Genomic DNA, 14,452 nt, shown 5'->3' with positions numbered 1-14,452 from the left:
CTTCCCTAATAGGATTGAGTAAAGGGCGACAGCAGCGACGCCCCGCCATCGAGTTCGCGCAGCCCGAAGGCTTCCGGGTAATCGATGCTGGCAAGGTACAGGCCATCCGGCGCAAAGGTGGGCGCGCCGCGTTTGCGGTCACGCCACGCCAGAAGCTGCGTCATCCAGTCCACCGATTCCCTGCCCTGCCCGACCTGCAGCAGCGCCCCCATGATGTTGCGCACCATGTGATGCAGAAAGGCATTTGCCTTCAGCGTGAAGACGAGGAACGGTCCGCGCTCTTCGATCTCGAGGCTGTGCATGTGCCGCACCGGATGCTTGGCCTGGCATTGCGAGGAACGGAAGCTGGAAAAATCATGCTCGCCGACCAGCGCCTGCGCAGCCGCGCGCATGGCGTCCACATCCAGCGGCTGAAAGCACCAGCCCGCACGCCCTGCCCACAGCGCCGGACGCACCCGGCCGCGCCAGAGCAGATAGACGTAAGTGCGGGCGCGCGCCGAAAAACGCGCGTGGAACTCGTCGGAGACTTCTTCTGCCCATTGCACGGAGATACTGGGCGGCAAAAACGCATTGACGCCACGCACCCAGGATTCGGTCTTGCGGTTCAGCGCGGTGTCCAGATGGACCACCTGCATCGCGCCATGCACGCCGGTATCGGTGCGCCCGGCGCAGATCGTGGGCACCGGATCGGCGACGCCACAGAAACTGGCCAGGGCGGATTCCAGCGAATCCTGCACCGTCTGCCGGTGCGGCTGTGTCTGCCAACCCTGCCAGGCGGAGCCGTCATACGCCAGCCCCAATGCAACTCTAGACATGCTTCAAACCCGAGGACCGCCGATACGGCGCGGTTCGTCCGTGGGCGGTACGTCCAGGTCGAGATTGATGGTGTCGAGCTTGCGGTTCAGCGCTGCCGTATCCAGCGCGGGCTCGTTGTAGGTATAGCTGTCCTCGTCATCGTCGTCACGCCGCGCGGCGGCCCGGCGCAATAGCCAGGCAATGGCGAAGGCGACCAGCGCCAGCACCGCGGTAACGATTACGAGAAGATTGTCGGCCAGCCAGCCGGGCATGCCAGTTTGCACAGTTTTGTCCGGAAGCGTGCCGACGGGTTTGTCGGCGTCGGAGGGTGAGGAGGTGGTGGCGCCGGGGGTGCTTGCCGCGTTCGGGGTGCCTGCTGCACCTGGGGTGCCTGCTGCGCCTGGAGCGCCTGCTGCGCCCGGCGTGCCCGCGGCGCCGGGAGTACCTGCTGCGCCGGGAGTACCTGCTGCGCCGGGAGTACCTGCTGCGCCCGGAGTACCTGCTGCGCCCGGAGTACCTGCTGCGCCCGGAGTACCTGCTGCGCCCGGAGTACCTGCTGCACCAGAAGTGCCTGTTGCACCCGAAGTGCCTGCTGCACCCGAAGTGCCTGCTGCACCCGAAGTGCCTGCTGCACCCGGAGTACCTGCTGCGCCCGAAGTGCCTGCTGCGCCCGAAGTGCCTGCTGCGCCCGGCGTGCCTGCTGCGCCCGGAGTACCTGCCGCGCCCGGAGTACCTGCTGCGCCCGGAGCACCTGCTGCGCCCGGAGTGCCCGCGGCACCCGAAGTGCCTGCTGCGCCCGGCGTGCCTGCTGCGCCCGGAGTACCTGCTGCGCCCGGAGTACCTGCTGCGCCCGGAGTGCCTGCTGCGCCCGGCGTGCCTGCTGCGCCCGGCGTGCCTGCTGCGCCCGGCGTGCCTGCTGCACCTGGAGTGCCTGCGGCGCCCGGAGTACCTGCTGCACCCGGAGTACCTGCTGCGCCCGGAGTACCTGCTGCGCCCGGAGTACCTGCAGCACCCGGAGTACCTGCAGCACCCGGAGTACCTGCAGCACCCGGAGTGCCTGCCGCGCCCGGCGCACCGGCCGCACCGGCGCCGCCCGAAGCGCCAGCCGCACCTGCACCAGCCGCGCTGGCCGCAGCCGATTGCTGCGCAACAGCCTTCGTCAGTTCGTCCACATTGGCCTGAAGCTGATTCACCCGCCCTTGCGTGTCCGCGAGCGCGCGGTCGGCGGACGTCTTGGCGTCTGCCTGCGCCTCGGCCTGCGCGGCGGCGCTGTCCTGGGCCTGGCCGGTCGACAGACGCACGCGATCTTGCGTCGGTGCAGCCGTGGCGACGCCCGAATCGGCCGGCGGGGCGACCGTGCCGGAGGCGGCGTCCTGGCCCTTGACCACCGACGGATTCGCACCTGCCGCTGCGCCCACCCGTCCGCGGTACTTTGCGTACGCCTCGGCATGCTCGTTGAAGATGCGGCGGGCTTCGGCCGGATCGATGGCGCGCACCGTGGCGGCGTCCGGGATCTTGAGCGTCTGGCCGGAACGCACCAGATTCATGTTGTTCTGAATGAAGGCCTGCGGATTGGCGCGCCACAGCGCGACCAGCATCTGGTAGACCGACGCGTTCGGCACCGCATTGCGCTGGGCAATGGCAAACAGATAATCGCCCGACTTGACCGTGACCGTGCCCGACGTGCCGCCCGTGCGGCCAGGGGCGCCCACGGCGGCGGGCGAGACATCTGCGCTGGTGCCGCGCAGCGGCACCAGGATGCTGACCTGTACCTGCCGCTGTCCCGAGCTGGAATTGATGTCGAGCAGCAGATCCACGGCTCCGCTAGCCGGCGCCTGCGTGGACCGCACCCGCAGATTCTTGCGCGTCGGGTCGATTCCGTCTTCGACGCGAACCACCATGCTGGCAAGCGGCACCGGCGGCTTGACGCCCGCGCGCTGCCAGGCAGCTTCGTCGGCAATCGAAACCTTGAGTGAGCTGATTTCTTCGGGCGTCAATTCCTGCAGACCCACGGTCGCCTGCAGCGGCGCGCCCGGCACGGAAACGACGCGAGAGTGCCCGACGCGCATGGCCAGCGCCGACCCGCAGACGCTTGAGCCGATCGCCAGCGCAATGGCCCACTGAAGGGCTTTCAAACGGCGGGCATGCTTCACGTGGCGCGAACGCTGGGTCATAAGCTGGAATTCCGTTCTTGTAATCGAATTACGGGCCTCGGCCCATTCGCGCCATTTGCAGCGCAAAAAACAGCCTCAATTCACCCGAAAAGTGTAATGGATCAAGCGCATTTCACAAACCTGAACGGGGCACGCACGTTGGCCGGCGGGCACACCCGGGACGTTTTGCGAACCGGGCCGCGCGCCGCGCGCTTCCCGGCTGCGCCACGTTGGTGCACCCGACGCTTTCGCACATCCCACCGCGCACCAAAAAACAAGGGCACCCGAAGGTGCCCTGACTGCATCGTTGCGTGAATCGGGCAGCTGTTACAGCCGCCCGCCCCGGCATCAGGCTTCGTTCAGCGCGATGCGCAGCATGCGGCGCAGCGGCTCGGCAGCGCCCCACAGCAGTTGGTCGCCCACCGTGAAGGCGCCCAGGTATTGCGAGCCCATCGACAGCTTGCGCAGGCGGCCCACCGGAATGTCCAGCGTGCCGGTGACAGCGACGGGCGTCAGCGCGGAAACGGTGGCTTCCTTGGTGTTGGGAACAACCTTGGCCCACTGCGTGCCCTGCGCGATGAGGGCTTCGATCTCGTCCAGCGGCACGTCGCGCTTGAGCTTGATGGTCAGCGCCTGGCTGTGGCAGCGCATGGCGCCGATGCGCACGCACAGGCCATCGATCGGAGTGGGCGCCGTGCCGAAGGCGGCGCCGCGGCCCAGGATCTTGTTGGTTTCGACCTCGCCCTTCCATTCTTCCTTGGACATCCCGTTGCCCAGGTCCTTGTCGATCCAGGGAATCAGGTTGCCGCCGAGCGGCACGCCAAAGTGTTCGTGGGGCAGCGCGTCGTCCTTCTGCTTGGCCAGCACGCCGCGGTCGATTTCCAGGATGGCCGAAGCCGGGTCGTCCAGCAGGGACTTGACCGACTGGTTGATCTCGCCAAACTGGGTCAGCAGTTCACGCATGTGCTGCGCGCCGCCGCCGGACGCGGCCTGGTAGGTCATGGAGGTCATCCATTCCACCAGGTCGTTGTTGAACAGGCCGGCCAAGCCCATCAGCATGCAGCTGACGGTGCAGTTGCCGCCGATGAAGTTGCGCACGCCGCGCTTGAGCGCCGCGTCGATCACCGGGCGGTTGACCGGGTCCAGCACGATGATGGCGTCGTCGGCCATGCGCAGGGTGCTGGCCGCGTCGATCCAGATGCCGTTCCAGCCCGCGCCGCGCAGCTTGGGATAGACCTCGGACGTGTAGTCGCCGCCTTGCGCCGTCACGATGATCGGCAGTTTTTTCAGAGCGTCAATGTTGTAGGCATCTTGCAGCGGACCTGCGCCAGTTGCCCAAGTGGGCGCGGCGCCGCCAGCGTTGCTGGTGGAGAAAAACACCGGTTCGATCAGTGCGAAGTCGTTCTCGTCGCGCATGCGTTGCATGAGCACCGAGCCGACCATACCGCGCCAGCCGACAAGGCCTACTGCTTGATTCATTTCAATCGCTCTTTAAAGGGGGTGACAAGATAAGGAGGGGGAAATTTCGTGCAATTCAACAATTTATCAGAATGCACGCAGGGATGTTGCACTGCAGCTCGAAAAAAACGGGGCCGCAAGCCCGGGAGGAAGAGTCCGGCGCATCGCGGCAACAGCAATGCATGCCCCCCAAAACAGAGGGGCCACCCGCCGGGCGGCCCCTCTGTATATATACCGCTGCACGCTTTTAACGCAGCGCGCGTTGGTCAGGACCGCCTCGCAGCAGTCCAACGCGAGGGATCAGCCCAGGGCCTTCAGGACGGCGTCGCCCATGCCGGCGGTGCTGACCTTCGTCGTGCCAGGCTCGAAGATGTCGGCGGTACGCAGGCCGCTGGCCAGCACGCTGCGCACAGCCGCTTCAATGCGATCCGCCTGCGGCGCCAGGTTCAACGAGTAGCGCAGCAACATGGCGGCCGACAGGATCGTCGCCAACGGGTTGGCGATGCCCTGTCCCGCGATGTCCGGCGCCGAACCGTGGCTGGGCTCGTACAGGCCCTGGCCGCTGGCATTCAACGAGGCCGAGGGCAGCATGCCGATCGAACCCGTCAGCATGGCCGCTTCATCGGAAAGGATGTCGCCGAACAGATTGCCGGTGACGATGACGTCGAACTGGCGCGGGTTGCGCACCAGCTGCATCGCCGCGTTGTCGACGTACATGTGCGACAGCTCCACGTCCGGGTACTCGCGCGCCACTTCGATCACGATGTCGCGCCAGAACTGCGAGGTCTCGAGCACGTTGGCCTTGTCGACGCTGCACAGCTTCTTGTTGCGCTTCTGCGCCGATTCGAAGCCGATGCGCGCGATGCGGCGCACTTCGGATTCGGCGTAGCGCATGGTGTCGTAGCCTTCGCGCTCGCCGGTGAAGGCGCCGTCCGGCGACGAACGCACGCCGCGCGGCGTGCCGAAATAGATGTCGCCGGTCAGTTCGCGGATGATCAGGATGTCCAGACCGGACACGATCTCAGGTTTGAGCGACGAGGCGCTGGCCAGTTCCGGATACAGGATGGCCGGACGCAGGTTGGCAAACAGGCCCAGCGCCTTGCGCAGGCCCAGAATGGCTTGTTCGGGACGGAACTCGCGCGGCAGCGTGTCGTACTTCCAGTCGCCAACCGCGCCGAACAGCACGGCGTGCGATTCCTTGGCCAGGTTCAGCGTGGCGGGCGGCAGCGGATGCTCGAACTTGTCGAAAGCGGCGCCACCGACCGGCTGCTCCTTGATGTCGAAGGGAACGTCCAGCGCCTTCAGGACGCGCACGGCCTGTTCGACGATTTCCGGGCCGATGCCGTCACCCGGCAAGACTGCGATGTTGTGGGTCATTGAAAAACGATCCTGTTTCGATGGTTTGATCAGGCGATGGGGCGGCTTTCGAGCCACGGATGACGGGCCAGGCGCTCGGCCTCGAAGGCGCGGATCTTGTCCGAATGGCGCAGCGTCAGGCCGATGTCGTCAAAGCCGTTCAAGAGGCAATACTTGCGGAAGGGTTCGATGTCGAAGCCCATGGCGCGGCCGTCCGCGGCAATCACGACCTGGCGGTCCAGATCAATGTTCAGCTTGTAGTTCGGGAACGCCTTCACTTCATCGAAGAGGCGCGCCACTTCCAGCTCGGACAGCACGATCGGCAAGAGGCCGTTCTTGAAGCTGTTGTTGAAGAAGATGTCGGCGTACGACGGCGCGATGATGGCGCGGAAACCGAACTGCGTCAGCGCCCAGGGCGCGTGCTCGCGGCTGGAGCCGCAACCGAAGTTCTTGCGGGCCAGCAGGACCGAGGCGCCCTGGTAGCGCGGCTGGTTCAGCACGAAATCCGGATTGAGCGGACGCTTGCTGTTGTCCATGCCCGGCTCGCCGTGATCCAGATAGCGCAGCTCGTCAAACAGGTTGGGGCCAAAGCCCGTGCGCTTGATGGACTTGAGGAACTGCTTGGGGATGATGAGGTCCGTGTCGACGTTTTCGCGGTCGAGCGGCGCCACCAGGCCTTCGTGAGTGGTAAATGCTTGCATGATGTCTACTCGGTGCTTGTCGCTTAACGGAACGTGCGGACGTCGACGAAATGGCCGGCGACGGCCGCGGCGGCGGCCATGGCCGGGCTGACCAGGTGCGTGCGGCCGCCCTGCCCTTGCCGGCCCTCGAAGTTGCGGTTCGAGGTCGAGGCGCAACGCTCGCCGGGTTCGAGGCGGTCGGCGTTCATGGCCAGGCACATCGAACAGCCCGGTTCGCGCCATTCAAAGCCGGCTTCGATGAAGATCTTGTCCAGGCCTTCGCGTTCGGCCTGTTGCTTCACCAGGCCCGAGCCCGGCACCACCATCGCCTGGCGCACATTGGACGCCACGCGCTTGCCGCGCGCCACGACGGCCGCGGCGCGCAGGTCTTCGATGCGCGAGTTCGTGCACGAACCGATGAACACGCGATCCACGCGGATGTCGGTCAGCGGAGTGTTGGGCTTCAAGCCCATGTATTCCAGCGCGCGCTCCATGCCGCTGCGGCGCACGTCGTCTTTTTCGCCGTCGGGGTCCGGCACACGGGAATCCACCGGCAGCACCATTTCGGGCGACGTGCCCCACGTGACCTGCGGCTTGATGTCGCGCGCGTTGACTTCAACCACGGTGTCGAACTTGGCGCCTTCGTCGGTGTGCAGCGTGCGCCAGTATTTGACGGCCTGGTCCCAGACGACGCCGGTGGGCGCGAACGGACGGCCGCGGAAATAGTCGATGGTCTTGTCGTCGACGGCGACCATGCCGGAACGGGCGCCAGCTTCGATCGCCATGTTGCAGACGGTCATGCGGCCTTCGACGGACAGCGCGCGGATCGTGCTGCCTGCAAATTCGATGGCGTGACCCGTGCCGCCGGCCGTGCCGATGATGCCGATGATGTGCAGCACCACGTCCTTGGCCGTACAGCCGAACGGCAGCTCGCCGTCGACCTTGATGAGCATGCTCTTGGCTTTCTTCATGAGCAGCGTCTGCGTGGCCAGCACGTGCTCGACTTCGGACGTGCCGATGCCGAAGGCCAGCGCGCCCAGCGCGCCGTGTGTGCTGGTGTGCGAGTCGCCACAGACCACGGTCATGCCCGGCAGGGTCGCGCCCTGCTCCGGTCCGATGACGTGGACGATGCCCTGGCGCAGGTCGTTCATGCGGAATTCGGTGATGCCGTACTTGCCGCAGTTGTCGTCCAGCGTGTCAACCTGCAAACGCGAGATCGGGTCGTCGATGCCCTGTGCACGGTTCATCGTGGGCACGTTGTGGTCAGCCACGGCCAGGTTGGCGCCGGTACGCCACGGCTTGCGGCCTGCCATCGTCAGCCCTTCGAACGCCTGCGGGCTGGTGACCTCATGCAGCAGGTGGCGGTCGATATAGAGCAGACAGGTGCCGTCTGATTCCTGGTGGACGATGTGGGCGTCCCAGAGTTTGTCGTAAAGGGTTTGGGCCATGGATGCGCTCTGCAAATAGACAATCCGGCTTGAGTCCGGCGCGATGGGTAAAACGCTTCCCTGCCGCGCCGGCTGCTGCGGCATGAAAAGGATTATGCCCAGCCACCAAACCTAGTACAAGCACACCTTATATACCAGTACCACCACTACCATGCTGACGGCGCTTCCCCGGCGAAAGCGACCGCCATGTCAACTTGTTGCATAACAAATAAACCACGCTCATATTTTTGAGACGGATACAAATTGGTAAACAAAATAGATACAGAACTCTCAAATAGATATAATCGCCACACGCTCCGAACGCTGTTACTTCGAAATAATACGTAATAATCCGTATTAATAGAAATAAGCCGCGTTAGGTTAAGCGATGTTCGTGCAAATTCGAAGAAGTAGTTAGATGTTGCGCGAAATTCACCTTATGGACCGCCAGCAATAATCCTCAAGAGTTAACAAATCTTGACTCGCCAAAGCTGACATTTACATACAACATGGCGGCCATTCAATCTCAACTTGACTCGCGAATAATCACTATGGCTTCGTTTTTGCTCAAAAGCACGACCTCGGTCCTTGCCCTTGCATTTGCCCCTGCCGTTTTTGCACAGTCCGCGACGCCCGTCGCTGCCGCACCCGCCGGGCAACCGCAAGTGACGTTGAATCAGATCGTTGAGCAGACCCTGCTCAGCAATCCCGAAATCCAGGCCAAGTACCACGACTTCCAGGCGTCCCTGGAAGGCCAGGCCGTCGCCCGCGCCGCCTACTTCCCGCAGATCAATGCGCAGGGTTACCTGGGCCGCGAATGGCGCAACAACGTGCCCGGCGTCGGCTCGCAGAGCTGGAACCGCCCCGGCTGGAGCGTCGAACTGCGCCAGCTGATTTTTGATGGCTTCCGCACCACCAACGACGTCAAGCAGGCCGGTTTCGACAAGCTGGCGCGCTTCTATGACGTGCTGGCCACCAGCGACAACACCGCCTTCACCGCCGTGCAGGCCTATATCGACCTGCAGCGTTATCGCGACATGGAGCTGCTGGCTCGCCAGAACTACTCGCTGCACGAAAGCACCCTCAAGCAGATCGGCGAGCGCACGGAATCCGGCGTGGGCCGGCGCGTCGACCTGGAACAGGCCGGCGGCCGTCTGTCGCTGGCCCAGACCAACCTGATGACCGAAACGGCCAACCTGCTGGACGTGCAACAGCGCTTCCAGCGCGTGACCGGCGCCTTCCCGCCTGAATCGATGCTGCCGGCGCCTGACATCGCCGACAAGCTGCCCAAGGCCCCGGGCAATTTCAACGAATCGCTGCGCCGCAACCCCAGCTTCCTGTCCAAGCAGGCGAGCCTGCAGGCCGCGCAGGCGGGCGTGCAGTCGTCCAAGGGCGCGTTCTCGCCGAAGTTTGAATTCGTGGCCAACACGGGCCGCGACCAGAACGATCCGACCCCGCAAAGCCGCGACATCCAGAGCTCCAGCGTCCAGGTCGTGATGAGCTACAACCTGTACCGCGGCGGCGCGGACTCCGCCCGCGTGCGCCAGACCGCCAACCAGTCCTACGCCGCCCGCGACATCCGCGACTACACCTGCCGCAACGTGCAGCAGGACCTGGCCGTGGCCTGGAACAACATCACCAGCCTGAACCAGAAGCTGCCCTTCCTGCGTGACCACGAGGTGGCCACGACCAAGGTGCGTGATGCGTACGCGCAACAGTTCCAGATTGGCCAGCGCTCTCTGCTGGACCTGCTGGACACGGAAAATGAACTGTTCGAATCGCGCCGTGCGCTGACCAATGCCATTTATGATCTGCGTCTTGCGCAGTACCGCTGGCTGGCCCTGTCCCACACCCTGCTGCCGGCGCTGGCGCTGCAACCCGCGCGCAATGAGATGCCCGAGGAAAACGGCAAGCTGGAAGTGTCGGACGAAGTGATCAAGCTGTGCAATTCGACCGTTCCGGATACCGCCCGACTGGCTCCCGTGCGCGTGCATTACAACGAAGGCACCCTGCCCCCCACGCTGGTGCCGGTGAACGCGCCTGCCGCCCGGCCCTGACCGGCGCAGCCGCAAGGAGGCCCGATGGCAAACAAGGGCAGTGATTTCTCGCAGTTGGACGCGGATTTTGTCCGCGTCCTTGAAGACTTAATTGACGCGTTGATCGCCAACGGCACCTTGCGGATGACAGACCTGCCTGTCCAGGCCCAGCAAAAGCTCACCCAGCGCAAGCAGCAGCGTGCGCGTCTCTCGGAACACCTCGACCTGTTGGATGACGAAGATGGACAAGTTATCTGAGAAGGCCGCCCGGGATTGGCGCGCTGATGCCCGCGCCGCGCACGACGATCCGCTGCTCGATTGCCTGGTGGAAATCACCCGCCTGCATGGCGTGACGGCCACCGCGCAAGCTTTGTCCTCGGGCCTGCCCCTCGAAGAACACCGCCTCACGCCCGCCCTGCTGCCCCGCGCGGCCGCGCGGGCGCAGCTTTCGGCGCGCGTGGTCAAGCGCACCCTGGATGACATCTCGCAGGACCTCCTGCCCGCCATCCTGCTGCTCAAGGGCGAACGCGCGTGCCTGCTGCTCAAGAAGGACGGCGGCAAATTCGTGGTCAGCCATCCTGAATTGGGCGGCAGCTCCTTCGACATGGACCCGGCCGAACTGGCCGAGCAGTACAGCGGCCTGGTGTGCTTCGTCCGCCCGCAATTCCGCTTTGACGCCCGCGCCCCGGAAGTCGCCAAGGTGCGCGAGCGCCACTGGTTCTGGGCGGCCATCATGGAGAACCGCCGGCTGTACCGCGACGCCCTCGTCGCGGCGCTGCTGATCAACGTGTTCGCCATGGCGATGCCGCTCTTCACCATGAACGTATACGACCGCGTGGTGCCGAACAACGCCGTCGAAACGCTGTGGGTGCTGGCCATCGGCATCACGCTGGTGGTGATCTTCAACATGATCCTGAGCACGGCGCGGTCCCATGTGGTGGACAGCGCCAGCAAACGGGTCGACGTGCGCCTGTCCGCGCAGATCATGGAACGCGTGCTGGACCTGCGGCTGGAAGGCCGTCCGGTCTCGGTCGGGTCCTTCGCGGCCAACCTGCGCTCGTTCGAATCCATTCGCGACTTCATCGCCTCGGCCACCATCACGACGCTGGTCGACCTGCCCTTCATCCTGCTGTTCCTGGCCGCCCTGGCCTGGATTTCACCGTGGATGATCCTGCCGCCGCTGGTCGCCATTGTGCTGATCCTGCTGGTGTCGCTGGCGGCGCAGGCGCGCATGGAAGCGCTGACGATGGCCTCGTTCCAGGCCTCGTCGCAACGCAACGCCACGCTCGTCGAAGCGCTGACCGGCCTGGAAGCCGTCAAGACGCTCAACGCCCAGGGCGCAATCCAGCGCAACTGGGAACGCGCCACCGAATTCATCGCGCAGACGGGCGGCAAGCTCAAGCTGATCTCGTCGTCCACGGTGGGCTTCGTGCAGGCGGTCCAGCAGCTCGTGTCGATTGCCGTCGTGATCATCGGCGTATATCTGGCCCAGGAATCGGCGCTGTCGATGGGCGGCATCATTGCCGCATCCATGATCGCCGGCCGCTGCCTTGCGCCGCTCGGTCAGGTCGCCGGCCTGCTGATGCAGTACCAGAACGCGCGCACGTCGCTCGGTTCCATCGACAACTACATGAAGATGCCGATCGAGCGTCCGGCCGAGGCAGAATTCCTGCATCGCCCCGTGTTCCACGGCGGCCTGGAGTTCCGCGACGTGACCTTCGCGTATCCCGGCAGCACGCAGCCGGTGCTCAAGAAGGTGTCGTTCAAGCTCAAGCCGGGCGAGAAGGTCGGCATTATCGGCCGCATCGGTTCTGGCAAGACGACGCTTGAAAAACTGGCGCTCGCCCTGTACCAGCCCACCGAAGGCGCCGTGCTGCTGGACGGCGTGGACGTGCGCCAGATCGACCCGGCCGACGTGCGCCGGGCCATCGGCCACGTTCCGCAGGATCCCCTGCTGTTTTACGGCAGCCTCAAGCACAACCTGGCGATGGGCGCGCCCTACGCCGACGACGCCAGCATTCTGGCGGCGGCCAACATGGCCGGCGTGACCGAGTTCGCCAACCTGCACCCCAATGGTTTCGACATGATCATCGGCGAGCGCGGCGAATCGCTCTCCGGCGGCCAGCGCCAGTCAGTGGCCGTGGCCCGCGCACTGATCAACGATCCGCCGATCCTGCTGCTGGACGAGCCCAGCAGCAACATGGACCACCAGAGCGAGGCCCAGCTTCGGAAGCGCCTGGGCGAGGCCAGCGCGACCAAGACGATCCTGCTGGTGACGCACCGCACCGCGCTCCTTGAACTGGTCGACCGCCTTATCGTGATCGACAACGGCCATATCGTGGCCGACGGTCCGAAGGAACAAGTTGTCGAAGCCCTGCGTCAAGGACGCGTTGGACGCGGAAGCTGAGAAGACCATGCTGAACAATCCTGGAGCCCCCAAGCACGGTTTCTTTGGCAACCTGCTGCGCGCCCCGCGCAACCTTTTCGTCTTCTTCTTCGATCGCATCCTGGACGGCGCCGACAAAGGCAAACCCGTCCAGCGGTCCGACTACATCGGCAACGCCGAATGGGTCATCCACGAGTCCCAGGCCCGCGGTTCGCGCATCCTGCTGTGGACCTCGCTGCTGGCCACCATGGGTCTGCTCGTCTGGGCGGGCTTTGGCAGCATCGACGAAGTGGTCCGCGGCGAAGGCAAGGTCGTGCCGTCCCGCCAGGTGCAGATCATCCAGAGCCTGGACGGCGGTATCGTCCAGGAGATCCTGGTCCGCCCCGGCCAGGAAGTCGAGGCCGGCGAGATCCTGCTGAAGATCGACTCCACCCGCTTCACCTCGTCGCTGGGCGAGAACAATGCGGAGTATCTATCGCTGCTGGCCAAGTCCGCCCGCCTGAAAGCGCTGGCCACGGGCGAGCCCTTCGTCACGCCTGAGGAAGTGCTCAAGCAGGCGCCCGGCCTGGGCGAAATGGAACGCAACGCCTGGCAGGCACGCAACACCGAGCTGAACGCCACCGTCAACGTGGCCCGCGAACAGCTCAAGCAACGCCAGGAAGACCTGCGCGAAACCATCGCCAAGCGCGACCAGGCCTCGGCAAGCTGCGGCCTGACCTCGCGCGAGCTGCAGGTGACCCGGCCGCTGCTCAAGAGCGGCGCCGTGTCCGAGGTCGACCTCCTGCGCCTGCAACGCGATGTCGCCCGGTATTGCGGGGAGCAGAAAGGCGCCGAGGCGCAGATCGACCGCTTCCAGGCCTCCATCAAGGAAGCCGAAAGCAAGATCCAGGAAGCCGAGCTGAACATCCGCAACCAGGCCCGCAGCGAACTGTCTGAAACCAACACCAAGCTGGCGACGCTGCGCGAAGGCAAGGCCGCACTGGTCGACCGCGTCAAGCTGGCCGAAGTGCGCGCCCCGGTGCGCGGCACCGTCAAGACCCTGTTCAACAACACGGTCGGCGGCGTGGTGCAGCCGGGCAAGGACATCATCGAGATCGTCCCCAAGGACGACACGCTGCTGCTCGAAGTGCGCATCCAGCCGCGCGACATCGGTTTCCTGCACGCGGACCAGAAGGCCGAGGTCAAGTTCACGGCCTACGACTTCGCGATCTACGGCGGCCTGGAAGGCCGGGTGGAACAGATCGGCGCGGACACCGTGACCGACGAGAAAGGCAATTCCTACTACGTCGTGCGCGTGCGCACGGACCGCAGCACCGTAGGCGACAAGCTGTTGCCCATCATCCCCGGGATGGTGGCAGAGGTTCATATCCTGACAGGCAAGCGCACGGTGCTCCAGTACCTGCTCAAGCCCATTCTGCGGGCGAAGTCGAACGCCTTCACCGAACGTTAATGGAGAGCTTCAAGGCCTTATGAAACCCATTCCCGTCCTGTTGATTACGCACGACGACCTGCTCTGGCAGCACTGGCGCGCGCTTGACCCGGCGCGCTGGATGGCAGCCCGCGGGCGAGGCCTGGCGGATCTGCAACGCTGGCGAGAACAAGGCCGTACGCTGGCGGTGCTGGATGCCGACGTGCCCAAGCTCCCCTCCTGGCACGATCCAGCCTGGACGCCGACGCTGGCCGGCCTGCATGTCGTGGTCGCCAGCGCCAGCCCCAACGACGAGCAAGGCACGCAGGCGCTGGGCGCCGGGGCGCACGGCTACTGCCACAGCTATGCGCAGCCCGCCGCGATGGCGCAGGCGCTGGAAGTCGTCGCCTCCGGCGGCATCTGGATGGGACGCTCACTGGTGTCCCGCCTGCTCAAGCTTGTCACCGAGCGCGCGCAGGACGCGCACGCCTGGGACGGCGGCCGGCTGACCGAGCGCGAAATCACCGTCGCGCGCTACGCCGCCAGCGGCCAGGCCAACGCCCAGATCGCCGAGGCGCTGGGCATCACGGAACGCACGGTCAAGGCGCATCTGTCGGCGGTGTTCGACAAGCTCGGCGTCACCGACCGCCTGCAGCTCGCCCTGCTGGTCCACGGTATTTCCGCACCCACTGACGCACGCAGCAAAATCACTGCGTGAACCTGTCCTCAAGGACAATATCCGCCGGCATCGGC

11 protein-coding genes are annotated in these 14,452 nt (G+C 65.1%); 5 read left to right on the top strand and 6 right to left on the bottom strand.

Translation table 11 applies throughout. The features are described from left to right. Positions 1-5: 5 nt before the first annotated feature. The 6 genes from truA to leuC all read right to left on the bottom strand — a co-directional run bounded on the left by truA (position 6) and on the right by leuC (position 7,890). A complete protein-coding gene (gene truA / locus AB3147_RS09345; RefSeq protein WP_218343325.1) occupies positions 6-815 on the bottom strand; it encodes a tRNA pseudouridine(38-40) synthase TruA in 810 nt (269 codons plus the stop codon). A gap of 3 nt (positions 816-818) precedes the next feature. Then, positions 819-2,969: a type IV pilus assembly protein FimV gene (locus AB3147_RS09340; RefSeq protein ID WP_367351770.1), complete on the bottom strand. Its 2,151-nt coding sequence runs from the start codon at positions 2,967-2,969 to the stop codon at positions 819-821. Between the two features lie 327 nt (positions 2,970-3,296). Beyond that, on the bottom strand, positions 3,297-4,427 hold the full coding sequence (gene asd, locus AB3147_RS09335; protein ID WP_175184985.1) for an aspartate-semialdehyde dehydrogenase: 1,131 nt from the start codon (positions 4,425-4,427) through the stop codon (positions 3,297-3,299). Positions 4,428-4,706: 279 nt separating this feature from the next. Further along, on the bottom strand, positions 4,707-5,783 hold the full coding sequence (gene leuB, locus AB3147_RS09330) for a 3-isopropylmalate dehydrogenase (RefSeq protein WP_175123995.1): 1,077 nt from the start codon (positions 5,781-5,783) through the stop codon (positions 4,707-4,709). Positions 5,784-5,812: 29 nt separating this feature from the next. After that, complete coding sequence (leuD, locus tag AB3147_RS09325) at positions 5,813-6,463, bottom strand: 3-isopropylmalate dehydratase small subunit (RefSeq protein ID WP_218343324.1); 651 nt, start codon at positions 6,461-6,463, stop codon at positions 5,813-5,815. Between the two features lie 23 nt (positions 6,464-6,486). Beyond that, positions 6,487-7,890: a 3-isopropylmalate dehydratase large subunit gene (gene leuC, locus AB3147_RS09320; RefSeq protein ID WP_218343323.1), complete on the bottom strand. Its 1,404-nt coding sequence runs from the start codon at positions 7,888-7,890 to the stop codon at positions 6,487-6,489. Positions 7,891-8,420: 530 nt separating this feature from the next. Between leuC and AB3147_RS09315 the strand changes: the two genes are divergently transcribed. Genes AB3147_RS09315 through AB3147_RS09295 form a run of 5 tightly spaced genes read left to right on the top strand, consistent with a single transcriptional unit; the run spans position 8,421 to position 14,417 of the window. After that, positions 8,421-9,926: a TolC family outer membrane protein gene (locus tag AB3147_RS09315; RefSeq protein ID WP_218343322.1), complete on the top strand. Its 1,506-nt coding sequence runs from the start codon at positions 8,421-8,423 to the stop codon at positions 9,924-9,926. 24 nt (positions 9,927-9,950) lie between these two features. Then, positions 9,951-10,163 carry a hypothetical protein gene (locus tag AB3147_RS09310; protein ID WP_105238190.1) on the top strand — a complete coding sequence of 71 codons (213 nt, stop codon included), beginning with the start codon at positions 9,951-9,953 and terminating at the stop codon, positions 10,161-10,163. Further along, positions 10,147-12,312, top strand: coding sequence for a type I secretion system permease/ATPase (locus AB3147_RS09305; RefSeq protein WP_370633017.1), 2,166 nt, complete (start codon positions 10,147-10,149; stop codon positions 12,310-12,312). The genes AB3147_RS09310 and AB3147_RS09305 overlap by 17 nt, the downstream gene beginning before the upstream one ends. 7 nt (positions 12,313-12,319) lie before the next feature. Beyond that, positions 12,320-13,741, top strand: a complete 1,422-nt coding sequence (locus tag AB3147_RS09300; RefSeq protein ID WP_175123990.1) for an HlyD family type I secretion periplasmic adaptor subunit — start codon at positions 12,320-12,322, stop codon at positions 13,739-13,741. Positions 13,742-13,760: 19 nt separating this feature from the next. Then, positions 13,761-14,417, top strand: a complete 657-nt coding sequence (locus tag AB3147_RS09295) for a response regulator transcription factor (RefSeq protein WP_175138570.1) — start codon at positions 13,761-13,763, stop codon at positions 14,415-14,417. Positions 14,418-14,452 lie beyond the last annotated feature (35 nt).

The sequence above is a fragment of the Achromobacter animicus genome (assembly GCF_040775605.1).
GTDB lineage: Bacteria > Pseudomonadota > Gammaproteobacteria > Burkholderiales > Burkholderiaceae_B > Achromobacter > Achromobacter animicus.
The sequence above is the reverse complement of the archived record's forward strand: the minus strand, read 5'-3'. Positions and strand labels throughout refer to the sequence as shown.